Raw genomic sequence first — 24962 nt, forward strand, 5'->3', positions numbered from 1 at the left:
AGTAAGATGAAGCATTTAAGCGCAGATATACAAAAACTCCCCCGTCACTTTTTACCGGAAGATTTTCATGTGACCACCTGGGAAACCTTGCAGCCCTATTACGAAGCACTGCAACAAAGGCCAATCACTCATGTGAAAGACCTGGAACAATGGCTGAAAGATATCAGCGAACTGGAAGCCGTGATCAGCGAAGATGCCGCCTGGCGGCAGATCCGCATGACCTGCGACACTACAGACAAATCGCTCGAAGAGGCATTCGCCTACTTCTGCATGGAGATACAGCCCAAACTGCAACCCTATGCAGATGCCCTCAATAAAAAGCTCCTCGAAAGCCCCTTCACCAAAGAGCTGGACCAGGAACTTTATCACACCTACCTCCGCAGCGTGCGCAAACAGGTAAAACTGTTCCGCGAAGAAAATATTCCGCTACAGGCAGAACTCAGCGTGATGGCCCAGCAATACGGCATGGTTGCCGGTAAAATGACCATCAGTATTAACGGTAACGAATACACGCTGCAACAGGCCGCCAAATTCCTGGAAAGCAGCGACCGCAACCTGCGTGAAGAAGTGTTTTCCAAAACGGCCGCCCGCCGCTTGCAAGACCGCGATACGCTCGACAAACTCTACACTGACCTCGTATTGAAACGCGATCAGGTAGCCAGGAACGCCGGCTTCGCCAATTACCGCGACTATAAATTTGAAGAGCTGGGCCGCTTCGACTATACCAAGGAAGACTGCTTCCAGTTTCATGATGCCGTGAAAGCGCACATCGTGCCGCTGTTGCAGCAGCTCCTCGAAAAACAACAACAAAAATTACAGCTCGATACGCTCAGGCCCTGGGATACCGATGCAGAGCCAGTAGGCGTGGAACCTCTCTCTCCTTTCCACTCTGGCGAAGAGCTGGTAACAAAGGCCATCGCTACTTTCGATGAGTTAGGTCCCTTCTTCGGCAACTGCCTCCGCGTGATGAAACAGATGGGCCGCCTTGACCTTGAAAGCCGCAAAGGCAAAGCGCCCGGCGGTTACAACTGCCCGCTCGCTGAAACCGGCGTGCCTTTCATTTTCATGAATGCGGCCGGACAGATGAAAGACCTCATCACTATGGTACATGAAGGCGGTCACGCTGTGCACTCGTTTCTCAGCCACGACCTGGCCCTCAGCGCTTTCAAGGAATACCCGATGGAGATCGCAGAAGTAGCCAGCATGAGCATGGAACTCTTTACCATGGATCATTGGCACATCTTTTTCGATGATGCCGATCAACTGCGCCGTGCACGCCTGCAACAGCTGGAACGCGCCATCAACATCTTCCCCTGGATCGCCACTATTGATAAATTCCAGCATTGGGTATACGAACATCCGCAGCACACCGTGGAAGAGCGTACCGCAAAATGGAATGAGATCATGAGCGAGTTTTCGCCTGCAATTGTTGACTGGAAGGGATTTGAGGCATACCGCTCCTCTTTCTGGCAGAAACAACTCCACCTGTTTGAAGTGCCTTTCTATTATATTGAATATGGCATTGCGCAACTCGGCGCCATCGCAATGTGGAAGCAGTACAAAGAGAACAAACAACAAGCCCTCGATAATTATGTGGCAGCCCTGAGTGCCGGCGCTACCAAAACGTTGCCAGCGCTATATAAAACCGCAGGCATCCGGTTCGACTTCTCCCCTGCTTACGTGAAAGAGCTGGCTGATTTTGTGAAAGAACAAATAGATTTGTTGTAGGATATGCAAGATGAAAGCCCTTGAAGCGCTCAAAGCGTTTCAAGGGCTTCTTCATTTTTTAATCGCTTTAATTTTATTTACAGGATTTGCAAACCCCGCTCACGACCACTTCTACATTATGCGCTGCAAACCCTTTAGGGAGGTGGATTTCAGGCACATCGGTATCGTCGAGGCAAATGGTATTGCCACAATGCTCACATTTGAAATGTACGTGATGATCGTGATGGTCATGCTCCGAACATTCCGACTTGCACACGGCATAACGCACGGAAGTGTCGGTAGTCGGTATCTTATGGATGATGCCTTTATCGAGGAAGGTTTGTAAGGTGCGGTATACAGTTACCCGGTCAAATGATTTGCCGGCCAGCTTTTCAAAGTCGCTGTGCTCCAATGCGCCATTACTTTTCATAAACAGTTCCAGTATTTTGGTCCTGGTTTCTGTTACGCTCAGTTTACTGTCTCTCAGTAAGGTCGCTATCCTTTCTGCTATTTGTTGTTTGTTGCCCATGATGAAAAAAACTCCTTTATTCTTTCATTAATCGGTCAATGTCGTTAATAAGTTTAAATACATCCTGTTGTTTGGTGCCTTCGTACAGGCCACGGATCTGACCATTTTTATCGACCAGTGCAAACCATTGGGTGTGCACAAAATCCTCGTCGCCACCGGGTGTGCCATCGTCTACCAGGTACCCCTGGCGGGCAAGGCGGTACAGTTGTTTTTTATCGCCGGTGAGGAACCACCAGTTCTTTGCATCGGCATTGTGTTTCTGCGCATAGGCTTTCAGCACAGGAACGCTGTCGTGTTCCGGATCTACTGTATGCGACAGAATGAGAAAGTCCGGGTTGTCTTTATATTTCTCATACACCTTATCCATATTGGCATTCATCTTCGGGCAAATGCCGGTGCAGGTGGTAAAGAAGTATTCCGCAACATAAGTTTTGCCTTTTACGTCGGCTTGTGTTCTGGTCTTTCCTTCCTGGTCGGTGAAGGTAAACCCTGGCACCGTATGGCCTGGCGCGCCCAATATGGGCAGCTTCTCTACGCCGAAAAATGTTCCGCGTTCCCCTTTGATCACATAGCCTGCATATCCCAGAAAAGCCACGCTTAATATCGCAAAGAATATCGTTAAAATGATCGCTTTCTTCGACATAACCTTTATTCCAAAATTTGTTCAATATACAAAGGTAGTGCATACAGAACAGATGCCCAGCAATACCATTTTACTATAGCCCCTTTTTATTTACACACAACAATTTACAGTTGGTGAAATAAATTATCTCTCACAATACAAATTTACGTAAAAAATTATTTGCAACATTGTTGCAAAATTATATAGTTTTGTGAAGATTGAAATTCGGGATATGATGAGAGTAAGATTACCGGGCCGGATGAACCTGGATGCGTTGGGTATCGGCGCTTCGTTGCTATGCGCTATTCATTGTGCGCTGCTGCCATTGCTGATGACGGTATTGCCGCTGTTAGGCGCGGCTATTTTTGAGAACGCGACAGTAGAATATGCTTTGCTGGGCGCTTCTTTCCTGATCGGGTGCCTGGCGCTGGGCCGCGGCTACTGGCGTACGCACCGCCGTTTGTTGCCCTTGTTATTGTTTGCGGGCGGTTTCAGCCTGCTGGTATTCGGGCATTTTATGCATGCGGGCAACTGGATACCGCCAGTGATCATCACCGTGGGGGCGGTGGCTATCATCACCGCACACCTGCTCAACCTGCGGCATTGCAGGCCGGGCGTTCCACACAACCATTCTTAAATAATTATACATATGAAAAAATTGCCAGTAACGGTGCTGAGTGGATTCCTCGGCGCGGGAAAGACTACTTTGCTCAATTATGTGCTGCACAATCGCGAAAATCTTCGTGTAGCCGTGATCGTGAATGATATGAGTGAAGTGAATATTGACGCGCGTTTGGTGAAGAATGAAAACACCCTGCACAAAACGGAAGAACGATTGGTAGAGATGAGCAACGGCTGCATTTGCTGCACGTTGCGGGAAGACCTGTTGAAAGAAGTAGAGCAGCTGGCGCGCGAGCAACGCTTCGATTACCTGCTGATCGAGTCTACAGGCATCTCGGAGCCGCTGCCCGTGGCGCAAACCTTCTGTTACCAGGATGAAGCCAATGGCATCGACCTGAGCGCCGTGAGCCAGCTGGATACGCTGGTGACCGTAGTAGACGCCTACAATTTCCTGCGCGACTACAGCAGTGTGGACCTGTTGCGCGACAAAGGCCTCACCGAAGATAACGGCGACGCACGTACGATTGTAAATCTCCTTACAGACCAGGTGGAATTTGCCAATGTGATCGTGCTCAACAAATGCGACCTCGTTACCCAAGCAGACCTGGGCGCGTTGAAGTCCGTACTGCGCAAACTCAACGCCAGCGCCAGGATCGTAGAGGCCGTGAAAGGCCAGGTGCCGCTCGCCGATATCCTCAACACCGGCCTGTTCGATTTTGAAACTACTTCTCAAAGTGCAGGCTGGCAGGCAGAACTGGAACAGGAGCATACGCCTGAAACAGAGGAGTATGGCATTTCATCATTTGTATACCGCAGCCGCAAGCCTTTCCATCCAAAACGTTTCTGGGAGTATCTCAACGAACGCTGGCCAGGTAATATCATCCGCAGTAAGGGATTGTTCTGGCTGGCCTCCCGCCCCAAAGTAGCGCTCAACTGGAGCCAGGCCGGCGGCTCGCTCCGCGCCGAAAAGGCCGGCTACTGGTGGTGCGCCATCCCGCGGGAACGCTGGCAGATGGACGAAGAAACCTATCAACTCGTTACCACCCGCTGGGACGAACGCTTCGCGGATCGCTATAACGAATTGGTGATCATTGGCCAGGACCTCGATGCACACGCGATCATCATGGACCTGGAAAGCTGCCTCTGTACAGAGAAAGAGATACGGCAGTACCAGGTAGGTTATGCTTTCTATGATCCGTTTCCTTTGGATTAATTTAGACTAACCTAAAAAATAATTAAAGTATGTTTAAAAAATATCTTCTAGCTTTGTAAAAATATTATTCCGAGAACCCATTGTTACTATCCTGAAAACCTGACCCTGTCAACTGTTTTTTAAATAATGCTAATGAAGAAGATTTTTACATCGCTACTATTGTTGTATTGCATTTCGGCAAGCGCACAACAGCTGGTGATCAAGGGTAAAATACTGAGCCATGGCAAGCCCCTGGCCTTTGCCAACGTGGCCATCCCCGCCCTGCATGCCGGCGCCATCACTGATGAAAAAGGCACTTTCCAGATACAACACATTACCCCCGGCAACTATGAGATCCGGGTATCCATGCTGGGATACCAAACACAGATCATTTATAAAAACATGACGGCGGGCACTGTGATCTTACCGGACATCTACCTGGAAGAAGACCAGTCGAAGCTCGAAGAGATTGTAGTAACGGGCGTTTCGCGCGCTACGGCGGTTCGCAAAAATCCGGTTCCCATTGCCGTGATCGGCAAACGGGAAATGAATATGAATGTCAACAATAACCTGATCGATGCCATCACCAAAGGAGTGCCCGGCGTGAGTGCCGTTACCACAGGGCCTAATATCTCCAAACCCTTTATCCGCGGACTTGGCTACAACCGCGTGCTCACCCTCTTCGACGGCGTAAGGCAGGAAGGGCAGCAATGGGGAGATGAACACGGTATAGAGATAGACCAGTATGGCGTAGGCCGCGCGGAAGTGGTGAAAGGCCCTGCCAGTCTTACTTACGGCTCCGATGCTCTTGCCGGCGTGATCAATATGATACCGGATATTCCCAATGTAGCTTCAGGCGCCTTGAAAGGCAGCTTCCTCGCCGATTATCACACCAACAATGGAATGATCGGATCATCGCTGGGCCTGGCCTGGCGTACGGGCGACTGGAAATACGCGGCCAGAGGCACTTACAAGGCGGCGCATAATTATCAGAACAGTGTGGATGGTTATGTATATGGCACCGCTTTCAGGGAGTATAATCTGTCGGCCCTCGCGAGGGTCGATAAATCCTGGGGCCATTCGCAATGGGGCGCTACTTTGTATGACAACATGCAGGAAATCCCCGACGGCAGCCGCGATTCGCTCACGCGCAAATTTACGCGGCAGGTAAAAGAATCCGGCGCCGATGATATCCGCAACCGCCCCATTGTGCCGGATGATGAATTGCATACCTATCGTATCAACCCGCTGCATCAGCGCATACAACATTACCGTGTGTACAATCACACGCAATACGACAACCTTTCGTTTACGCTGGGCGCACAGCAGAGCATCCGCCGGGAGTATAACCATCCCGAAGTACCCGTGCAGCCTGGCTTGTACGTGGTGCTCAATACCTTCAACTACGATGTGCGCTATAATCTTCCTACGGTGTCGGGCATTGAAACAACGGTGGGCGTAAATGGAATGTATCAATCCAACAAAAGTAAAAACGCTACTGATTTCCCTATTCCGGATTATCATCTCTTCGATATCGGTGGATTCTTTTTTGCAAAGAAAACCTTTGGAAAGGTAGATCTGTCGGGAGGTTTGCGTTATGACCACCGCTATATCAACTGGAAAGATTTTTATGTGGGAGAGAACAAGCAGCATGGTTTTGACCAACATGTGCAACTCCCTGATACAGCGGGCGCGCGCTTGCAGTTCCCGGCTTTCCGGCATACTTATACCGGTATCTCCGGTAGTTTGGGCGCCACCTGGAACATTACAGAGCGTGTATTGCTGAAAGCAAATATTGCGAGAGGCTACCGCGCGCCGAACATCACGGAGATCGGCTCCAATGGCCTTGATCCCGGTGCGCATATTGTATATCTTGGCAACCGTAACTTCAAGCCGGAGTTCAGCTTGCAGGAAGATATAGGCTTGCTCGCTTACCTGCCCGATCTGGACCTGAGTGTAGAGGTCTTTAATAATAACATCGACAACTACATCTACCAGGCACGCCTATACGATAATAATGGTGATCCGGTGGTGATCGTACCGGGCAATACTACTTACAGCTACCAGCAATCACGGGCGCGGCTTTATGGTGCGGAAGTGAGTGTGAACCTGCATCCGCGGGTGCTGAAGTGGCTTAGCTGGAATAACAGTGCCGCCTATACGGAGGGGCTGAACCGCAATGATGCATTGATAAAGAAAAACGGCGATGCCGCGCGTTACCTGCCTTTCATACCGCCATTCCATTTCCGCTCCGAGCTGCGGGCTACCGCCAGTGGCAGCTATGGCATCTTTTCACATGCTTATGGCCGTGTAGAGCTGGATGCTTTTGCAGCACAGTCGCATTTCTACGGTGTGGACCGTACAGAAACCTACACCCCCGGTTACACGTTGATCAATGTGGGAGCGGGTTCCGGCATTATTAACAGGAAAGGGAAAAATCTCTTTGATATCTTCTTACAACTGGATAATGTGTTCGACGTGGCTTACCAGGCCAATATGAACAGGCTGAAATATTTCGAATATTACAGCGCCTCTCCCAACGGCCGTTCCGGCATTTACAATATGGGGCGCAATTTCAGTGTGAAGGTGATCGTGCCTTTTTAGTGGAGGTTCATCCCGATCTTCACGCCTATCTGCAAGCTGGGGAGTACGCTTACCATAGTGCCGTCGTTGAGCTGCACGGCGCCATTGTTATCGTGGTAGGAATGGTAGGTGTACACCTTGCTGCGGACGCCGATGCCAACGAAGGGATCGATGATGAGTTTGTCTTTCGTGAACTGGCGGCCCAGCAGGATTTGCAGGCCGTATACGTTTTTATCGCCGGAGTTGGTATAAGTGGCCCTGTTGATGGTAACGTCTTCGTTGGGATAAAAAACTCTTTTATAGAAAAGGATCGGTTCGAAGTAGGTGCCGGCAGCGCGGGAGGGCGCGGTTTCGCGGGAGATGAGGTACCAGCGGATACCAGCGCGGAAGCCAAGTCCGCGGCCATCCACGAATTGCCCGGTGCTGAGATCGGGTTTCTTCTGTCCGAAATCTATTTTTTTCGTGAGCACATAATCCGGATAATCTGTGTAGATACCACTTACGCCCAATTCGAGGCTGATCTTGCTGGTGAGTTCCTGTTCGAGGTAAACATCCAGCTCATTGATGAGGGTAGTTGGATTGACCTTGATATAGGTGTTTCTGTGGAAACGTTTATCGTCCTGCGCGTAGGTATGAAGGAGCGAACAACAGCAAATCAAGAGGAGTAGTATCTTTTTCATACAGTTGTAAGGGTTGGGTAGTTTGTAACAGCAGAGAAAGGTCTCTATAAACTTTTCAATAATCGTTCCACAATTACCGGGAACCACTGATGTTCGAGTAGCTGTACCTTGCGCGCAACGGATTCGGGCGTATCTTCTGGTGTGATGGTACAGCGTTCCTGCAGGATGGTTTCGCCATCATCATATTTTTCATTGACGAAGTGGATGGTGATGCCGCTTTCTTTTTCGCCGGCGGAGATCACTGCTTCGTGTACGAAATGGCCATACATGCCTTTGCCGCCGAATTTAGGCAAGAGGGCAGGATGGATGTTGATGATCCGGTTGGGGAAAGCCTGCACCAGGTTGGCGGGAATTTTCCAGAGGAACCCTGCCAATACGATCAGGTGCGCCGGAATGGCTTTCAGTTGTTGTACATATACATCGGAATGGAGGAAGGCTTCTCTTTCGATCAGCAGCGTTGGTATGCCTTCCCTGGCAGCGATCTCCAGAACGCCCGCCCCTGGCTTGTTACAAACGATGAGCGCTACCCTGGCTATATCGGAGCCCCTGAAATGATCGATGATCTTTTGCGCGTTACTTCCTGCACCTGATGCGAATATGACAATATTTTTCAATGTACCTGTTTTGAAATCCGCTGCAAAAGTAGAATTAATTATGCATCAGATGTTCCCCACAGCCACGATAAGTGTGATCTTTTATTTTCACCTCCACAGTATTCGGTCTCATTACGCCGCTCATATCATCGGAGCAGGCAGTGTTGCGGATGCTGACGGTGATAGCGGGTGTGGTATATACTTTTAAGGTGTCGGTATTGGGCCTGGGCGCTGGCAGCGCTGCGAGGATGCTGTCGCCATTGGCGGACTTATAATGTATACTTTTTTTATCGAGGTCGAGGGTCCAGAAGGGTTCGTTGCCGCTGGCGGTGAAGGTGATGCCGGCTTTTGATTTTTCGGCGTTGATGCTGCGGCGGTCGCCGCCTTCTACGGGTTTGAGTTCGTAGTTGCTGGCGAGTACGCCTTCGATGCGTTTGCCGGCACGGTCGAGCAAAATGAGTTTGCCTGCTGCGGCGAGGAAGGAGCTGCTGTCGGTCTTCTTCCGGATCAGTACTATGGAATCGTTCAATTGTTTCCAGCTGCCGTTGCTGACGGTGGCGATGCCTCCGCCCCTGCCCTGGTAGGCAGTGAGCTCACTGAAGGTATGGTCATCGTAAAGGCTGATCTGGTAGTCGATACCGGGGCAGTCTGCACAGGGGATGGTTCCCTGGAAGGTGCCAGTAAGACGGGGCGCCGCAGGAGCTGTGGTGGTAGCGGTTTTGGAGCTGTCTGCCTGGTGGCCCGGCGTGGTATTGTTGTTACAGGCGGCCAGGGAGATCAGGAGTATGGCAGAAAAGTACAGTGAGCGCATGGGAATGTTTTTTAAGGATGTATTGAACATTCTGTCCGGTAGCAGGTTATTATTTGGTAAAAATAAGCATCCGGCGGATATAAATTGTCGGGAAGAACACATATATTTAATATAGGTGTAGGGAGGATATAAGTGGTCACTATCATTTTTCCATCTTTATATATTAATCTTATATCCTTTGAAACCGCCCGCCATCTTGGGTGTGACTGTGTTGAAGCAGACCTTGCGAACTTTCAATCAAAATAATAAGTTTTGAAAGCAAATATTGGGTAATGTTCTGAGAATAGCCAGCAGAGAGGGTTTTAGCTGAATCGAAGCTCGGAAAATAGGAAAAAAAAGCGATTATTTACGGTAAGAAATTTTTTTAATTGTTGATAAATTGTCAACATTCTGTCTTATTTTTGCTGGCACTTTTAAGAAACTTTAGGTCAAATCTAAACTATATAGGCTGTGTATCGTCGTGTTTCCATTCTTTTGCGCAAGCATTTTGTGAGTGTGCTTATTCTATGCGCTAGTATAGTAATTCCGTTTTCTTCCGTTAAGGCTGCGGATCCTGCGAAGGGTAAGGCACTGTTCCAACAAAATTGCGCTTCATGTCACAATGTCCACAAGAGGGTGACAGGTCCTGCACTGAAAGGGGTTGAAGACAGGTGGCCCGATAAGAAATTATTGCACCAGTGGATTCATAACTCCGCTTCTGTTCTCGCATCTGGCGACAAGTATGCCAATGATCTCTTCAACGAGTACAACAAAACAGCCATGACGGCTTTTCCTGCGTTGTCCAATGAAGAAATCGACGACATCCTTGCATTTATCAAGGTAGAAGGCGAGAAAGAGCCTGGTGGCCAGAAAGCTGGCGCACCGACAACAGAAGGCGCTAAAGAATCAGGCAGCGACAACAGCCTGCTCTTTGGTATCATCACCCTGATCCTCGCGGTGGTGGCGCTGATCCTGATGCAGATCAACAGTAACCTGAACAAGCTCGCTGGCGATAAAGAAGGCGTAGCTACTCCGGAACCTGTTCCATTCTACAAAAACAAAGCTTACATCGCACTGGGTATCCTGGTGTTATTTATGGTAGGCGGTTACTTCACTATTAACGGCGCTATCGGCCTGGGTCGCCAGAAAGACTATATGCCTGAACAGCCGATCTTCTACAGCCACAAAGTGCACGCCGGTATTAACCAGATCAGCTGTCTGTATTGCCACGCCGGTGCAGAGAAGAGCAAACATGCCATGATCCCTTCAGAAAATATCTGTATGAACTGTCACAAGGCTATTAAGGAATACTCCGGCCCTGAACTGTTCACTGCAGAAGGAAGGAAGATCGATGGTACTGCAGAAATCCACAAATTATACGATTACGTAGGCTGGGATCCTGAAGCGGGTAAATATACCAAACCAGGTAAACCTATCGAATGGACCAAGATCCACAACCTGCCTGACCACGTTTACTTCAACCACTCACAGCACGTTGTAGCTGGTAAACAACAATGCCAGACCTGCCACGGTAACATCACCGAGATGGATGAAGTACACCAGTTCGCCGACCTGTCTATGGGTTGGTGTATCAACTGCCACCGTACTACCAAAGTACAGTTCGCAGATAACAAATACTACAGCATCTTCGAACAACTTCATCAGGATATTAAAGATAAGAAGATCGATAGCGTGACTGTTGAAATGGTAGGTGGTACTGAATGTCAAAAATGTCACTACTAGAAAGGATTTAGAATTTTGGGATTTCTTGATTTACGGATTTTTGAATTAAATCCATAAATCCAAAAATCAAAAAATCCGAAAATGATTAGGGTATCAAATTTTAAAAACGTAACTCGTTAATATAACATGGAGCAAAAAAAGTATTGGAAAGGCTTGGAGGAGTTGCACAATACCGATGCGCATCAGGAGATTGTGAAGAACGAATTCAGTGAAGAATTGCCGTTCGAGAGTGAAGGCCTGTTGAATGCTACAACCCCCCGCAGGGATTTTCTGAAATACCTCGGGTTCACCACGGCGGCTGCTACAATTGCTGCCAGCTGTGAAACACCGATCAAAAAAGCGATTCCTTACGTTAACAAACCAGAGGAAATTACGCCCGGTGTAGCTAACTATTATGCTTCTTCTTACGCGATCGACGGTGAATATATTCCTTTGGTGGTGAAAACCCGCGAAGGCCGTCCCATCAAGATCGAAGGAAATACTTTATCATCTATCACCCAGGGTGCTACCACCGCTAAAGCACAAGGCGCGGTACTCAGCCTGTATGATACTGCCCGTCTCCGTTACCCGTCTATCGGCGGTTCGGAAACAACCTGGACAGAACTGGATAAACAAGTAACTGCAGCACTGGCCGGTTTAGGCGGTGCTCCTGTTGTTTTATTAAGTTCCACTATCCTCAGCCCGAGCACTAAAAAAGTGATCGGCGAGTTCCTCGCAAAATATCCGAACTCACGCCACGTAACATATGATGCAGTATCCTACTCTGGTATGCTGCTCGCCAACGAAGCTGCCTATGGTAAAAAAGTGATCCCTTCCTATCACTTCGAAAATGCGAAGACCGTAGTGAGCCTGGGCGCCGATTTCCTCGGTACATGGCTGAACCCTGCAGAATTCCAGAAACAATTTGCGCAAACACGTAAGATCAATGCCAAGAAACCGGAGATGTCCAAACACTTCGTATTCGAAAGCACCATGAGCCTTACCGGCGCTAACGCAGATGAAAGATATACGCACAGGCCTTCTGAAGCCGGCGCCGTAGCACTGGCCCTGCTCGCGGCAGTAGGTGGCAGCGTAAGCGCCCCCAAACTGGACGACAAAGTAGCAGCAGGTATCCAGAAAGCAGCAAAAGAACTGAAAGCCAACAGCGGTAAAGCCCTGGTGGTAAGCGGTTCTAACGATGTGAATGTACAGGTGATCGTAAACGCTATCAACAACATCATTGGCGCTAATGGCACTACGATCGACTGGGCCGCTCCGTCTAACTACCGTCAAGGTATCGACAGCGATATGACCAAACTGGTAAGCGACATGAACGCAGGCAGCATCGGCGCTGTACTGATCTATGGCGCCAACCCCGCTTACGATTACTTCGAAGCCGGCAAATTCGCTGAAGGTCTGAAAAAAGTGAAACTCGCTGTTTCCTTCAACGACCGCAATGATGAAACCACTGAACTGTGCAAGTTCATTGCGCCTGATCACCACTTCCTCGAAAGCTGGAATGACCAGGAAGGCAGAACAGGCTACTACAGCTTCACACAGCCTACTATCAGCCCGCTGTTCAAAACACGCGCTGTACAAGATACACTGCTCACCTGGGCTGGTAATACCACGCCTTGGGCCGACTATCTGAAAAATGAGTGGATGGGTAAACTCGGCGGCCAGGAAGGTTGGGATAAAGCCCTCCAGGACGGTATCGTAGAACCAGCCACGGCTCCCGCGCTCGGCGGTGCTTCTTTCGCAGGTGATATTGCAGGTGCTGCCAGCAAAATCAACAGCGCGAAAAAAGGCGGCCAGAAAGAACTGGTGCTTTATGAAAAAGTAGCTATCGGTAATGGTAAACTGGCTAACAACCCTTGGTTACAGGAAATGCCGGATCCTATCACCCGCGCTACCTGGGACAACTACGCGATCATTTCCAACACCTTCGCTAAAACTTTCTCTGTTCAACTGGGCGATGATTACGAAATCAACGCAGACAAGAAAGTGCTGAAGATCAAAGCAAATGGTAAGGAGATCGAACTGCCTATGCTGGTGCTGCCAGGTATTCATCCTGACGTGATCGCGATCGCAGTAGGCTACGGCCGCAGCGCCAATACTGGTAAGGCTGCCGGCGGTATCGGTAAAAATGCTTATCCTTTCGTGAGCTTCAATGGTCAGACCTTCGATTACTTCGTTACTGACGCCGCTGTTGAAGCTACCGGCGCTAAATATCCGCTGGGTAACACACAAACCCACAACAGCTACGAGGGCCGTCCTATCATCAAGGAAACCACGCTCAAAGAATTTATCAAAGAACCTAAGAAAGTAAATGAAGACAGGGAAGAGCTGAACAAGTTTGGTAAAGACTTCCGTAAAGATGCTACCCTGTATCCTAACTATACTTACCCTGGTATCAAATGGGGTATGTCTATCGATCTTAACACCTGCTTTGGTTGTGGTGCCTGCACCATTGCCTGTCAGGCTGAGAACAACGTTTCTGTAGTTGGTAAGGAAGAAGTGGTGAAAGGGCATGAAATGCACTGGATCCGTATCGACCGTTACTTCAGCGGCGATGAGAATAACCCTGAAGTGGTGTTCCAGCCGATGCTGTGCCAGCACTGTGATAACGCGCCTTGCGAAAACGTTTGCCCGGTAGGTGCTACCAACCACAGCTCTGAAGGTATCAACCAGATGGCTTACAACCGTTGCATCGGTACCCGTTACTGCGCTAACAACTGTCCGTATAAAGTTCGTCGCCTCAACTGGAGAGACTGGAACGGTGCTGACAGCTTTGAAAATAACCTCTACGATGTAGCTGATATGAACGATAACCTCACCCGCATGGTGCTGAACCCTGATGTAGTGGTTCGCAGCCGTGGTGTGATGGAAAAATGTTCTTTCTGCGTACAGCGCTTGCAGGATGCTAAACTGACCGCCAAAAAAGCTGGCCGCCCGATGAAAGACGGTGAAGCTAAAACAGCGTGCCAGCAGGCTTGCGCAGCTGATGCTATCGTGTTCGGTAACGTGAACGACAAGAACAGCGAAATCTATAAGATCCGTAACGAGGAACAAACTGAGAGAATGTACTATGTGCTGGAAGAAACCCACACATTGCCTTCTATCAACTACCTGGCAAAGATCAGAAACAAAGATGCCGCGAAAGAAGCAACACCTGCTCACAAAGAAGAAGCGCATCACGCATAAGATCTTTTAACAGGTCATCGTTAAGGGAAAAAGAAAGTAAGAGTTACAGAATCTGAGATCATAACAATAGACAAGGGCTAGTAGCTAGAAGCTAGCAGCTAAAAGCTTATAGAATATGCATTTAAAATACGAATCCACACTGAGAGAACCTTTAGTAGACGGGGTTAAGGATTATCACCAGGTTACGGAAGATATCATTAGTCCTATCGAGGCTAAGCCTGGAAAACTGTGGTATGTAGGCTTTTTTATATCACTGTTACTGTTGGGCTTCGGCGCATTTTCAGTGTTTTGGCAGATTTATTTCGGTGTGGGTGTTTGGAACCTGAATAAAACGATCGGTTGGGGTTGGGATATTACCAACTTCGTGTGGTGGGTAGGTATCGGTCACGCCGGTACGCTGATCTCCGCCATCCTCCTGCTGTTCCGTCAGGGATGGCGTACAGGGGTGAACCGTGCGGCAGAAGCGATGACCATCTTTGCGGTAATGTGCGCCGGCCAGTTCCCGATCATTCACATGGGACGTGTATGGATGGCCTTCTTTATCCTGCCTTATCCCAACACCCGCGGTCCGGTATGGGTGAACTTCAACTCGCCGCTGCTGTGGGACGTATTTGCGATCTCTACTTACTTCACTGTATCACTGTTGTTCTGGTACTCTGGTCTGATTCCTGACTTTGCTACCATCCGCGACAGAGCCAAAACTAAATTACGTAAACGTTTATACGGCCTTGCTTCTTTTGGCTGGACTGGCTCTACCAAACACTGGCAACGTCATGAGGCACTGTCGCTCGTACTGGCAGGTTTATCTACTCCGCTGGTACTTTCCGTACACACGATCGTATCTTTCGACTTTGCTACCTCTGTAATTCCTGGTTGGCACACTACCATCTTCCCTCCTTACTTCGTGGCGGGTGCGATCTTCTCCGGATTTGCGATGGTACAAACACTGCTGATCATCACCCGTAAAATATTGAAACTGGAAGAATACATTACCGTTGGCCACATGGAAGCCATGAACAAGGTAATCGTACTCACTGGTTCTGTAGTAGGTTGCGCTTATCTTACCGAGCTGTTTATGGCATGGTACGGCGCTAACCCTTACGAGTTTGCTACTTTCTTCAAATACCGCGCTGCCGGTCCGCTGGGCTGGTCTTACTGGATCATGATGACCTGTAACGTAATCTCTCCGCAGGTGTTCTGGTTCCGCAAAATGAGAAGGAACGTAGCTGTAACATTCTTCATGTCCATCATTGTGAACATTGGTATGTGGTTCGAGCGTTTTGTGATCATCTGTACTTCTCTGTACCGCGATTACCTGCCATCCAGCTGGTCTTACTATCGTCCGTCCTGGCCTGAAGTAGGTTTCTATATGGGTACATTCGGTCTGTTCTTCACCTGCTACTTCCTGTTCTCTAAATACTTCCCGGTAATTGCAGTAGCTGAGATCAAGGCTATCCTGAAAACTTCCGGTGAAAGCTTCAAAGAGAAAATGGAAGTGTATGAAGAAGAAAGTGCCGAGAAATTTGCTCACGATGTAGCGCACGCACACTAAAAGACGAATTGACAGAATCTATTACAAGGACTTTGAATTTTTAAATATATGGCTGTTAAAAATTTTGTTGTAGGATTGTTTGATGACGAGGCGGTGTTGTTTCCGGCGGTAAAGAAAGTACGTACCGCAGGTTACAAGTTGCACGATGTGTACACACCCTTCCCTATCCACGGTCTGGACCACGCGATGGGCCTGAGGGAAACCAGCCTGCACACAGCCGGTTTTATCTATGGTATCACCGGTACTACAACGGCATTAACATTTATGAGCTGGGTATTTAATGTAGACTGGCCGCTGAACATCGGCGGTAAGCCTCACTTCCCTTTACCGGCTTTTATTCCTATCACCTTTGAGTTGACCGTACTCTTTGCAGCGGTAGGTATGGTGATGACTTTCTGTTATCTCTGCCAGCTGATGCCGGGTGTGAAAAAACACATCTTTCATCCGCGCCAGACAGACGACAAATTTGTAATGGTGATTGAGCTGACAGAAAAGACCAATGCCGAAGAAGTGAAGAACTTCCTTTCTGCAGCAGGTGCGCATGACATCAATGAGCAGCAGGCAGAAGCCGGCTGGTGGTACGGCAGGTTCGACAAAGACGACGAACCTTACCTCCGCAAGGCAAAACCGGTAAACGCGTAATAATAATAACAGCAAAACAATACAGTGGCCTCACATTAGGAACACGCAAGCAAGGACTAATGAAAGCCAGATAAATAATTTCTGATGAAAAGGACTTCCAACATATTGATTGTAGCCGCATTGGCAACTGGAGCTTTCCTGGCAGCCTGTAACAGGGGGGAGCACAACAGAAAGCCGGGCAGGATTTATATGCCAGACATGTATGAATCCCGTGCGTATGAATTTTACAATGCTCGCTTGGCAGGGATGAAACCAGTGGAAGGAACAGTAAAAAGAGGAGAAGTATTGCCATACCATCTGAAAGAATCAGATACTGCATTGGCTAACCTGGTAAAGAATCCGCTGACGATTACCGCAGCTGATCTGAAAGAAGGTGAACGTTTATTCAATATTTACTGCGGCATCTGCCATGGCACCGCAATGGATGGTAACGGCCCGCTCTACAGAGGCGGCGACGGTCCCTACCCTGCTGCTCCTGCTAACCTGGCAGCCGGTCCTAAAACAGCCTACACCGAAGGCCGCCTGTTCCACGTAATGACCTACGGTTATAACGCAATGGGTAGCTACGCCAGCCAGCTCGACAGAGAACAACGCTGGAAAGTAGCAGCTTACATCAAGAGCAAACAGGCCGGTGGCGCAAAACCAGCTGAAGTCGCTCCTGCTAAAGACAGCGCAGCCGCTAAAAGCGTAGCCGCTAAATAAGAGAGTTAAACTGAATTTCAATCAAGTATTTTAATATACAGTAATGAAAGACCAATTTGTAGTACCGGCAAGATTAAAAAGGACCAGCTTCGTGTTAATGGGCGTGGGCTTGCTGACGTTATTGATCGGATTATTTGCATTCCAAGGAGAACACGCTACACGTTTCTGGGCCGGTCTGTTGCAAAATAGCAGCTTCTTTTTGCTGATTACATTGGCCAGCACCTTCTTTATAGCTGCTACAACCCTGGCACATGGTGGTTGGCAAATTGCTTTCCGCCGCGTACCTGAAGCTATTTCCATGGCAGTGCCTGTACTGGCCGCCATCCTCTTTCTGGTGGTGATGATCATCGTTTTCGGAGGAAAAGATGAGATCTACCACTGGGTAAATGCACATCACGTGCATGAAGATCCCATCCTCACCTGGAAATCAGCTTTCCTGAACAAAGGCTTCTTCACTATCGCTACCATCATCACCCTCGGCCTCTGGGTATTCTTTACCCTGAAGCTGCGTAAAATGTCTATCGAAGAAGATGGATGGGACCTCAAACCTGAAACTGGTAAAAAACTCATTTGGAGAAATACAGTAGTTTGCGGTGGCTTCCTCGTAGTGTTCACCCTCAGCGTAGGCTCTACCACGCCATGGCTCTGGCTCATGAGCATCGATGCTCACTGGTTCTCTACCATGTATAGCTGGTACACTTTCGCGAGCACCTGGGTATCTGGTCTGTCCCTGATCGCACTGTTCGTGATCTACCTAAAAAAACAAGGCTACCTGCCTTATGTGAATGAAGAACACCTCCACGATCTGGGTAAATTCATGTTCGCCTTCAGTATCTTCTGGACTTACCTCTGGTTCTCCCAGTACATGCTGATCTGGTACGCCAACATGCCTGAAGAAACTGCCTACTTCCAGCCACGCGTATGGGGCGAGTGGAGACCGATCTTCTTCCTCAACCTCCTCATCAACTTTATCACACCGTTGCTGTTCCTGATGAAAAGGGATACAAAACGTAACTATACTGCCGTTGTATTCATGGCTATCGTGATCATCGCCGGCCACTGGATGGATTTCTGGCAGATGGTATACCCCGGCACCGTGAAACACCTCGTGTTCCCATGGTTTGAACTGGGTATCGGTGCAGGATTCGTGGGACTGATCATCTTCCTGGTATCCAACCAGCTGACTAAAGCTGCACTGGTTCCGAAGAACCACCCTTACCTGAAAGAGAGTATCATTCACCACACCTGATCAGGTGAGAAAGGAGATTAGGCAAAAGAAAAGCATTAGATAACTTAATTATTTCATATAGCAATGTCAGGATTTTTAGCAGTCTTAGTTGTTGTTCTCATATTCATAGTCATCTTCCAGATTGCGAAGGCGAGCGAATATGTGTCCATATTGAAGGGAGAAAAGAAAGCGCGCCAGCAAAGTAACCGTATAAATGGTTTTCTGCTGATAGCATTCCTGGTGCTGGGGCTTATCGCAGTTTACTACTGTAACGATCTGCTGAAAGGCAAGATCCTGGGCGATTCTGCATCCGTAGAGGGTGAAGGCGTAGATACCTTGATCTATGTAACCCTGGCGATTACGGGTGTTGTATTCGTTATTACTCAGGTCCTTTTATTCTACTTCGCATTCAAATATCAGGAGAAAGAAGGCCAGAAAGCATTTTACTTCCCGCATAACAACAAACTGGAAGTTATTTGGACTGTAATCCCTGCCATTGCGCTGACTGTACTGGTAGCCTTCGGTCTGAAACACTGGTTCCGCCTCACTTCCGAAGCGCCAAAAGATGCTGCGATCGTTGAGATCACCGGTAAACAATTCAACTGGCTGATCCGTTACCCGGGTAAAGACGGTCAACTCGGTCGCCGCGATTTCAAACTGATCGATCCTGCCGCTTCCAACGAGCTGGGTATCGACTGGAACGACCCGCTGAGCAAAGACGATTATCAGGCTACTGAAGTACACCTGGTAGTAAACAAACCCGTAAAATTTGTGATCGGTTCCCGCGATGTGATCCACGACGTTGGTTTACCTCAGTTCCGCATGAAAATGGATGCGGTGCCCGGTATCCCTACTACCCTGTGGTTCACACCCAGATTCACCACCAAACAGATGAAGGAAAAAACCGGTAACCCGGATTTCACTTACGAAATTTCCTGCGATCAGATGTGTGGTTCCGGTCACTACTCTATGAGAGGAGTGATTGTTGTAGAAACACAGGCGGAATTTGACGCCTGGGTAGCTAAACAACCTACACAATACAGCCTGGCGCATCCTGCTGCTACACCTGCCGCTCCTGCTGCAGACAGCACACAAAAAACGGTAGCAGCCAATATCAAGTAAGCTGTAATTTTGTGTTGTAGATTTTTTTGACGGAGTACATTTTAAATTAAAAAGATAAACTGACCAACGACGATACTTCCCGGAAGTCAGTTAATAATAAATTGAACCGATTATGAGTAACGAAGCAACATTGCACAGTCAACAGGAGGTAATGCACGGCGCGGGGGCGCATGATCATCATGATCATGAGCACCATCATGACAGTTTCATTTCAAAGTATGTGTTCAGCATGGACCATAAAATGATCGCCAAACAATTCCTCATCACTGGTATTGTGTGGGCCATCATTGGTGCTTTCTTTTCTGTACTGTTTCGTTTGCAACTCGGCTATCCGGATGCTACTTTCCCTTGGCTGGAAAGCATCCTGGGCCACTGGGCCAAAGGCGGCCGTATCACTCCTGAAGCTTACTATGCGCTGGTAACCATGCACGGTACCATCCTGGTATTCTTCGTATTGACTGCCGGCTTGAGCGGAACCTTCTCTAACCTGCTCATTCCACTGCAGGTAGGCGCACGCGATATGGCTTCTCCTTTCATGAACTGCCTGAGCTATTGGTTCTTCTTCCTGGCCAGCCTCGTAATGATGGCATCTCTGTTCGTTCAAACAGGCCCCGCTTCCGGTGGTTGGACCATGTATCCGCCGCTGAGCGCACTGGGAGACGCTTCTATCGGTTCTAAAATTGGTGTGGATCTCTGGCTTACCAGCATGGCGCTGTTCGTTGTTTCACAGCTGCTCGGTGGTCTGAACTATATTTCTACTATCCTGAACATGCGTACCAAAGGTATGAGCATGACTAAAATGCCGCTTACCATCTGGTCGTTCTTCTTCACCGCTGTTCTGGGTGTACTGTCTTTCCCTGTGCTGCTCTCAGGTTTCATCCTGCTGCTCATGGATCGTCACGCAGGTACCAGCTTTTACCTCTCTGATATCTTCATCGCTGGTAAAGCGCTGGCTAACGAAGGTGGTAGCGCTATCCTGTATCAACACTTATTCTGGTTCCTGGGTCACCCGGAAGTATATATCATCATCCTCCCTGCGATGGGTATGGTATCAGAAGTACTGGCTATCAGCTCCCGCAAGCCTATCTTCGGTTACCTCGCGATGATCGGTTCCCTGTTCGCCATCTGTATCCTGGCCTTCCTGGTTTGGGCGCACCACATGTTCGTAACAGGTCTGAATCCTTTCCTGGGTGCCTTCTTCGTACTCCTCACCTTATTGATTGCAGTACCATCTGCCATCAAGGTATTCAACTGGATCACCACCATATGGAAAGGTAATATCCGCTTTACGCCGGCTTCCCTGTTCTCTATCGGTTTCGTGAGCACTTTCATCTCTGGTGGTCTGACCGGTATCTGGCTGGGTAACTCTTCTATCGATGTTCACCTGCACGATACTTACTTTGTAATTGCGCACTTCCACATTGTAATGGGTGTGTCTGCATTCTTTGGTATGTTTGCCGGTATCTATCACTGGTTCCCTAAAATGTATGGCCGCTTCATGAACAATACCCTGGGCTATATCCACTTCTGGATCACGCTTGTGGGCGCGTACCTGATCTTCTGGCCTATGCACTACGAAGGTATGGCCGGTATGCCGAGAAGGTATTTCGATTACAGCAGCTGGGCTTCTTTCAACCAGTTCCAGCCGCTCAATGCATTCATCAGCTTTGTGGTGATCATTGTTTTCGCTACACAGCTCCTGTTCGTGTTCAACTTCTTCTATAGCATTTTCAAAGGAAGAAAACTGACCGTACAGAATCCTTGGGGTGCAACTTCCCTGGAATGGACTACGCCGATCCACGCTGGTCACGGCAACTGGCCTGGCGAAATTCCGGAAGTATACCGCTGGGCTTACGACTACAGCAAGGATGGAAGAGATTTCATCCCGCAAACGGAGCCTATCGGTCCTAACGAATCAGAGCATTAATAAACAGGTTCCGGCGGGCAAAAATGCGCTTACCGGAATCTGCATAACTGTGATGTTTGTAAATTTGTCCCGAATGATTAAAAATCCGGGATGTGGCTAGAAAAAACATGTTGCAAGAAAACTCCATAAAATTGTCGACATCTTATGCAGTAGCAAGCAAGGTGAAGGATTACTCTCAGCTGATGAAGTTTAACCTCACCTTCATGGTAGTGTTCTCCTGTGTAGTGGGCTATCTGCTGGTGCCGGGAGTGGAGTTTAACCTGGTAAAAGTTCTTTTATTATTTGCAGGTGGTTTGCTGGTTTCAGGATCAGCCAATACCATCAACCAGATATGGGAAAGGAATACAGACAAGCTGATGGCCCGCACGGCGCCACGCCCCTTGCCTTCCGGCCGTATGTCTGAAGGAGAGGCGATCGCTGTAGCGGCAATCACCGGCGTAGCGGGTATCCTCGTAATGGGGTATTGCTTTAACTGGTTGAGCGCTATCCTGAGCCTGTTTTCACTGGTGATGTACGGCTTCGTATACACGCCCTGGAAAAAATGGAATTCACTGGCAGTGCTGGTGGGTGCTATCCCGGGCGCGCTGCCCCCGCTTATCGGATGGGCAGCCGGCGCCAACAACCTCGCTGAAGGCGGCTGGTCTTTGTTCGCTATCCAGTTCCTCTGGCAGTTCCCACACTTCTGGGCAATCGCCTGGATTGGCTATAAAGACTATACCAGGGCTGGTTTCAAGCTGTTGCCTGCTAATGGTGAGCCCAACAAGTTCACTGCCATGCAGGCCGCTTTGTATACCTTATTGCTCATCCCTGCAGGTGTGGCGCCTTATCTGCTCAAGATCACCGGCGGTATCTCCGCTATCGTGGCCATTATCGCAGGTGTGTTCTTTTTCTGGCGCGCAGTAAACCTGTACAGAAAAAATGATGTGCCCGCAGCACGCAAGCTCATGTTCGGTTCTTATATCTACCTGACCGTAATGCAGCTGGTGCAACTGCTGGATAAAGTACGAGTATAAACGAAATTGGAGGAGTGATGCAAACAATGAGCGTACAACGTAACAAAATACACCCGCACAAATATTCCCTGTGGATAGCAATGGGCAGCATTACCATGATGTTCATCGGGTTTACGAGTGCTTATGTTGTGAAGAGATCGCAAGCCAACTGGCTCGCCTTTGAATTGCCACATATCTTTTGGATATCCACTGCCGTGATCCTGCTCAGCAGCCTCACCATACACCTGGCCCTGAAGCAATTCAAGGAAAGGAATATGCAACGCTACAAACAGTTAATAACTGTTACGGCTATACTGGGCGTAATTTTCGCAGCCTGTCAGTGGACTGGCTTCATGCAGATGAAAGCCAACGGATTGCCCCTCAACGGGCCGGTATCCGCGTCCTTTATTTATGTGATCGTAGGCGTGCATATGTTGCACGTACTCGGCGGTGTGGTTGCTTTACTGGTGATGTTCGCCAGGGCTTACAGGACCCGCATCCGCACCTATAGCGCAGTACCTATCGAAGTAGCCGCTACCTACTGGCATTTCGTAGATATACTGTGGATTTACCTGTTAATTTTTTTAAGTATCGCCAGATAAACTTTGTAAAATCTTATAAAACAAACAATGGATACAGCAGTTACAGCGAAGAAAAAATGGTGGGCCGGAGGATATTCTCCCTTTAATGTGAGCTATGGCAAGTTGATGATGTGGTACTTCCTGATGTCAGATGCGTTCACTTTCGGCGCGTTGTTGATAGCATATGGTACCATCCGGTTTTCCAGCACCTCCTGGCCTGATCCGAATGAAGTGTTCCGCTCTTTCCCTGGTATGGGCCACGCCAATATGCCACTGGTATTCGTGAGCTTGATGACCTTCATCCTCATCATGAGTTCTGTTACAATGGTACTGGCTGTACACGCCGGCCATATGAGAGATAAAAAAGCCGTAGCTAAATGGCTTACCTGGACCATCGTTGGCGGTATCGCCTTCCTCTCCTGCCAGGCCTGGGAATGGACACACCTGTTCCACGAAGGCGCATGGTGGGGCCGTAACCCTTTCCCTAACGTAGACGGCACCGTTGCTTCTACCAACTTCACTAACTTCTTCTTTACCATCACCGGTTTCCACGGCTTGCACGTAACTTCCGGCGTGGTACTTAATATCGTGATCCTCGCCAACGTACTGAAAGGTACTTATGAAGACAGAGGTCACTATGAAATGGTGGAAAAAGTAGGCCTTTACTGGCACTTTGTAGACCTGGTTTGGGTATTCGTATTCACCTGCTTCTACCTGCTGTAAGCACCAGTGAAACCATACAAGGTTTGTTTTTATTTGGAATCTGATTTTTGGAATTTATTTAATTAAGATAAGTAATGGAACATACACAAGCTGTAGGACACGAACAAGCACACGCTGATTCATCTACCAAAAGCATCTGGAGAACCTTCTGGATCCTGCTGTGTATCACAGTGGTGGAAGTTGGCCTCGCATTCCTGCACCTGGAAACAGGCGTACCTAACAGGTTGCTCCTCAACTCCATCTTCATCGGCCTCACCGTCGTGAAAGCCTTCTATATCGTTTCTGAATTCATGCACCTCGGTCATGAAATCAAAAACCTCATCCTGACCATTCTGATACCTTTACTGCTGTTCGTTTGGTTCATCATCGCCTTCCTTTATGATGGCGTTTCCTGGAGAAACCTGAGGAAAGACCTCGCTCCCGGTACCAAAGTAGAAGCGCCTAAAGCTCCGGTGAAAGAAGAAGGACACGGACATTACTAGTATTTACAACGGCTAAATTTTACGATCATTTCCCGCAGGGCTATTATAGGAGTTTTATTGGCGATATTGGTGCCGCTTACAGGTTATCTGATTGTAGATCACTATGGTAAAAATGCTGTGCCCATCCCCCGATACTTTATCCCCGAGAGGATCGATACAGTTGTAAGAGATGGTAAAACCAGCGTGGATACGGTGTTTCACACCATCAGCGACTTTGAAATGACCAACCAGCTTGGCAACAAAGTAAGCCTGAAAGACATGGAAGGAAAAGTATTACTCGTTGATTTCTTCTTCACTTCCTGCCCGAGCATCTGCCCTACACTCACCAAAAACCTGAGAACCATCCAGAGTGCCTATGTAAAGAACGATACGTTACTACAGATACTCTCCTTCTCGGTTGATCCAGTCAGGGATTCGGTCGACAGGCTGCGTAAATACGCATATGAACACCAGGTGAATCCCGACAACTGGTGGCTGCTCACCGGCGATAAGAAAGAAATCTACGACCTCGCCCGTCACCAGTTCTTTGTTTCCGTAACAGAAGGCGATGGCGGTCCGGATGATTTCGTTCACACCGAAAAACTTGTGCTGATCGATAAAGACAAACATATCCGGGGATACTACAACGGCCTTGACTCCAACGATATCAAAAGGGCAGCGACAGACATCGCCATCCTTCACCTCGAGAAAGACAAGCACCGTCCGGGTTTCCTCAAGTTCCTGAAGAAACTGTTCTCGGGTAGCTGATAAAAGTAATTGTTGTGAAAG

The 24962-nt window shown here is 48.6% G+C and carries 22 protein-coding genes; 17 read left to right on the top strand and 5 right to left on the bottom strand.

The window, feature by feature from the left end:
* Nucleotides 1–6 precede the first annotated feature (6 nt).
* Entirely contained in the window at nucleotides 7–1728 is a 1722-nt protein-coding gene (locus FPG75_RS21130) for a M3 family oligoendopeptidase (RefSeq protein ID WP_143309656.1), read from the top strand.
* A gap of 73 nt (nucleotides 1729–1801) precedes the next feature.
* On the opposite strand, the gene FPG75_RS21135 is transcribed toward FPG75_RS21130, so the two are convergent.
* Nucleotides 1802–2236 carry a Fur family transcriptional regulator gene (locus FPG75_RS21135; protein WP_143309658.1) on the bottom strand — a complete coding sequence of 145 codons (435 nt, stop codon included), beginning with the start codon at nucleotides 2234–2236 and terminating at the stop codon, nucleotides 1802–1804.
* Nucleotides 2237–2252: 16 nt separating this feature from the next.
* Complete coding sequence (locus FPG75_RS21140; protein WP_143309660.1) at nucleotides 2253–2879, bottom strand: SCO family protein; 627 nt, start codon at nucleotides 2877–2879, stop codon at nucleotides 2253–2255.
* A 214-nt stretch (nucleotides 2880–3093) separates the two neighbouring features.
* Here FPG75_RS21140 and FPG75_RS21145 point away from each other — a divergent pair, with 214 nt between their 5' ends.
* The 3 genes from FPG75_RS21145 (at nucleotide 3094) to FPG75_RS21155 (ending at nucleotide 7275) form a co-directional block, all read left to right on the top strand.
* Entirely contained in the window at nucleotides 3094–3495 is a 402-nt protein-coding gene (locus FPG75_RS21145; protein WP_161596870.1) for a MerC domain-containing protein, read from the top strand.
* 12 nt (nucleotides 3496–3507) lie between these two features.
* Complete coding sequence (locus FPG75_RS21150; protein ID WP_143309664.1) at nucleotides 3508–4692, top strand: GTP-binding protein; 1185 nt, start codon at nucleotides 3508–3510, stop codon at nucleotides 4690–4692.
* Between the two features lie 132 nt (nucleotides 4693–4824).
* Nucleotides 4825–7275: a TonB-dependent receptor gene (locus tag FPG75_RS21155; protein WP_143309665.1), complete on the top strand. Its 2451-nt coding sequence runs from the start codon at nucleotides 4825–4827 to the stop codon at nucleotides 7273–7275.
* Here FPG75_RS21155 and FPG75_RS21160 read toward each other — a convergent pair.
* The 3 genes from FPG75_RS21160 to FPG75_RS21170 are packed head-to-tail and all read right to left on the bottom strand — an operon-like array spanning nucleotide 7272 to nucleotide 9338.
* Nucleotides 7272–7934 (bottom strand): hypothetical protein, encoded by a 663-nt coding sequence (locus tag FPG75_RS21160; RefSeq protein WP_143309667.1) that lies wholly within the window; start codon nucleotides 7932–7934, stop codon nucleotides 7272–7274. The genes FPG75_RS21155 and FPG75_RS21160 overlap by 4 nt on opposite strands.
* 44 nt (nucleotides 7935–7978) lie before the next feature.
* Nucleotides 7979–8548, bottom strand: a complete 570-nt coding sequence (gene purN / locus FPG75_RS21165) for a phosphoribosylglycinamide formyltransferase (protein WP_143309669.1) — start codon at nucleotides 8546–8548, stop codon at nucleotides 7979–7981.
* 34 nt (nucleotides 8549–8582) lie between these two features.
* Nucleotides 8583–9338: a copper resistance protein NlpE N-terminal domain-containing protein gene (locus FPG75_RS21170; protein ID WP_161596871.1), complete on the bottom strand. Its 756-nt coding sequence runs from the start codon at nucleotides 9336–9338 to the stop codon at nucleotides 8583–8585.
* 495 nt (nucleotides 9339–9833) lie between these two features.
* Here FPG75_RS21170 and FPG75_RS21175 point away from each other — a divergent pair, with 495 nt between their 5' ends.
* The 13 genes from FPG75_RS21175 (at nucleotide 9834) to FPG75_RS21235 (ending at nucleotide 24941) form a co-directional block, all read left to right on the top strand.
* Nucleotides 9834–11060: a c-type cytochrome gene (locus FPG75_RS21175; RefSeq protein WP_236652921.1), complete on the top strand. Its 1227-nt coding sequence runs from the start codon at nucleotides 9834–9836 to the stop codon at nucleotides 11058–11060.
* A 126-nt stretch (nucleotides 11061–11186) separates the two neighbouring features.
* The gene (locus FPG75_RS21180; RefSeq protein WP_143309673.1) at nucleotides 11187–14243 is read left to right on the top strand and encodes a TAT-variant-translocated molybdopterin oxidoreductase; all 3057 of its coding nucleotides are present in this window, start codon (nucleotides 11187–11189) and stop codon (nucleotides 14241–14243) included.
* A 115-nt stretch (nucleotides 14244–14358) separates the two neighbouring features.
* Entirely contained in the window at nucleotides 14359–15795 is a 1437-nt protein-coding gene (nrfD, locus tag FPG75_RS21185; protein WP_143309676.1) for an NrfD/PsrC family molybdoenzyme membrane anchor subunit, read from the top strand.
* A gap of 48 nt (nucleotides 15796–15843) precedes the next feature.
* Nucleotides 15844–16437, top strand: coding sequence for a DUF3341 domain-containing protein (locus tag FPG75_RS21190; RefSeq protein WP_143309678.1), 594 nt, complete (start codon nucleotides 15844–15846; stop codon nucleotides 16435–16437).
* An 84-nt stretch (nucleotides 16438–16521) separates the two neighbouring features.
* A complete protein-coding gene (locus tag FPG75_RS21195; protein WP_143309680.1) occupies nucleotides 16522–17139 on the top strand; it encodes a c-type cytochrome in 618 nt (205 codons plus the stop codon).
* 43 nt (nucleotides 17140–17182) lie between these two features.
* Nucleotides 17183–18388, top strand: a complete 1206-nt coding sequence (locus tag FPG75_RS21200) for a quinol:cytochrome C oxidoreductase (RefSeq protein ID WP_143309682.1) — start codon at nucleotides 17183–17185, stop codon at nucleotides 18386–18388.
* 141 nt (nucleotides 18389–18529) lie between these two features.
* The gene (locus FPG75_RS21205; RefSeq protein ID WP_236652866.1) at nucleotides 18530–19489 is read left to right on the top strand and encodes a cytochrome c oxidase subunit II; all 960 of its coding nucleotides are present in this window, start codon (nucleotides 18530–18532) and stop codon (nucleotides 19487–19489) included.
* 112 nt (nucleotides 19490–19601) lie between these two features.
* Nucleotides 19602–21416 (top strand): cytochrome c oxidase subunit I, encoded by a 1815-nt coding sequence (locus FPG75_RS21210; RefSeq protein WP_143309686.1) that lies wholly within the window; start codon nucleotides 19602–19604, stop codon nucleotides 21414–21416.
* A 131-nt stretch (nucleotides 21417–21547) separates the two neighbouring features.
* Entirely contained in the window at nucleotides 21548–22429 is an 882-nt protein-coding gene (gene cyoE, locus FPG75_RS21215) for a heme o synthase (protein ID WP_236652868.1), read from the top strand.
* A 17-nt stretch (nucleotides 22430–22446) separates the two neighbouring features.
* Nucleotides 22447–23010 (top strand): cytochrome c oxidase subunit 3, encoded by a 564-nt coding sequence (locus FPG75_RS21220; RefSeq protein ID WP_143309688.1) that lies wholly within the window; start codon nucleotides 22447–22449, stop codon nucleotides 23008–23010.
* A 27-nt stretch (nucleotides 23011–23037) separates the two neighbouring features.
* Complete coding sequence (locus FPG75_RS21225) at nucleotides 23038–23712, top strand: cytochrome c oxidase subunit 3 (protein WP_143309690.1); 675 nt, start codon at nucleotides 23038–23040, stop codon at nucleotides 23710–23712.
* A gap of 74 nt (nucleotides 23713–23786) precedes the next feature.
* Nucleotides 23787–24194 carry a cytochrome C oxidase subunit IV family protein gene (locus tag FPG75_RS21230; protein WP_143309692.1) on the top strand — a complete coding sequence of 136 codons (408 nt, stop codon included), beginning with the start codon at nucleotides 23787–23789 and terminating at the stop codon, nucleotides 24192–24194.
* A gap of 117 nt (nucleotides 24195–24311) precedes the next feature.
* Entirely contained in the window at nucleotides 24312–24941 is a 630-nt protein-coding gene (locus tag FPG75_RS21235) for an SCO family protein (RefSeq protein WP_161596872.1), read from the top strand.
* Nucleotides 24942–24962: the final 21 nt, after the last annotated feature.

The sequence above is a fragment of the Chitinophaga vietnamensis genome (assembly GCF_902167635.1).
Taxonomy (GTDB): Bacteria; Bacteroidota; Bacteroidia; order Chitinophagales; family Chitinophagaceae; genus Chitinophaga; species Chitinophaga vietnamensis.

Excerpts from the sequence above, each read along its gene's own strand:
- FPG75_RS21230 (WP_143309692.1), top strand. The coding sequence starts at position 23,787 with ATGGAACATACACAAGCTGTAGGACACGAACAAGCACACGCTGATTCA.
- FPG75_RS21190 (WP_143309678.1), top strand. The coding sequence starts at position 15,844 with ATGGCTGTTAAAAATTTTGTTGTAGGATTGTTTGATGACGAGGCGGTG.
- FPG75_RS21195 (WP_143309680.1), top strand. The coding sequence starts at position 16,522 with ATGAAAAGGACTTCCAACATATTGATTGTAGCCGCATTGGCAACTGGA.
- FPG75_RS21220 (WP_143309688.1), top strand. The coding sequence starts at position 22,447 with ATGCAAACAATGAGCGTACAACGTAACAAAATACACCCGCACAAATAT.
- FPG75_RS21140 (WP_143309660.1), bottom strand. The coding sequence starts at position 2,879 with ATGTCGAAGAAAGCGATCATTTTAACGATATTCTTTGCGATATTAAGC.
- FPG75_RS21150 (WP_143309664.1), top strand. The coding sequence starts at position 3,508 with ATGAAAAAATTGCCAGTAACGGTGCTGAGTGGATTCCTCGGCGCGGGA.
- FPG75_RS21170 (WP_161596871.1), bottom strand. The coding sequence starts at position 9,338 with ATGCGCTCACTGTACTTTTCTGCCATACTCCTGATCTCCCTGGCCGCC.
- FPG75_RS21200 (WP_143309682.1), top strand. The coding sequence starts at position 17,183 with ATGAAAGACCAATTTGTAGTACCGGCAAGATTAAAAAGGACCAGCTTC.
- FPG75_RS21180 (WP_143309673.1), top strand. The coding sequence starts at position 11,187 with ATGGAGCAAAAAAAGTATTGGAAAGGCTTGGAGGAGTTGCACAATACC.
- FPG75_RS21160 (WP_143309667.1), bottom strand. The coding sequence starts at position 7,934 with ATGAAAAAGATACTACTCCTCTTGATTTGCTGTTGTTCGCTCCTTCAT.
- FPG75_RS21210 (WP_143309686.1), top strand. The coding sequence starts at position 19,602 with ATGAGTAACGAAGCAACATTGCACAGTCAACAGGAGGTAATGCACGGC.
- FPG75_RS21225 (WP_143309690.1), top strand. The coding sequence starts at position 23,038 with ATGGATACAGCAGTTACAGCGAAGAAAAAATGGTGGGCCGGAGGATAT.
- FPG75_RS21155 (WP_143309665.1), top strand. The coding sequence starts at position 4,825 with ATGAAGAAGATTTTTACATCGCTACTATTGTTGTATTGCATTTCGGCA.
- FPG75_RS21135 (WP_143309658.1), bottom strand. The coding sequence starts at position 2,236 with ATGGGCAACAAACAACAAATAGCAGAAAGGATAGCGACCTTACTGAGA.
- FPG75_RS21145 (WP_161596870.1), top strand. The coding sequence starts at position 3,094 with ATGAGAGTAAGATTACCGGGCCGGATGAACCTGGATGCGTTGGGTATC.
- FPG75_RS21130 (WP_143309656.1), top strand. The coding sequence starts at position 7 with ATGAAGCATTTAAGCGCAGATATACAAAAACTCCCCCGTCACTTTTTA.
- nrfD (WP_143309676.1), top strand. The coding sequence starts at position 14,359 with ATGCATTTAAAATACGAATCCACACTGAGAGAACCTTTAGTAGACGGG.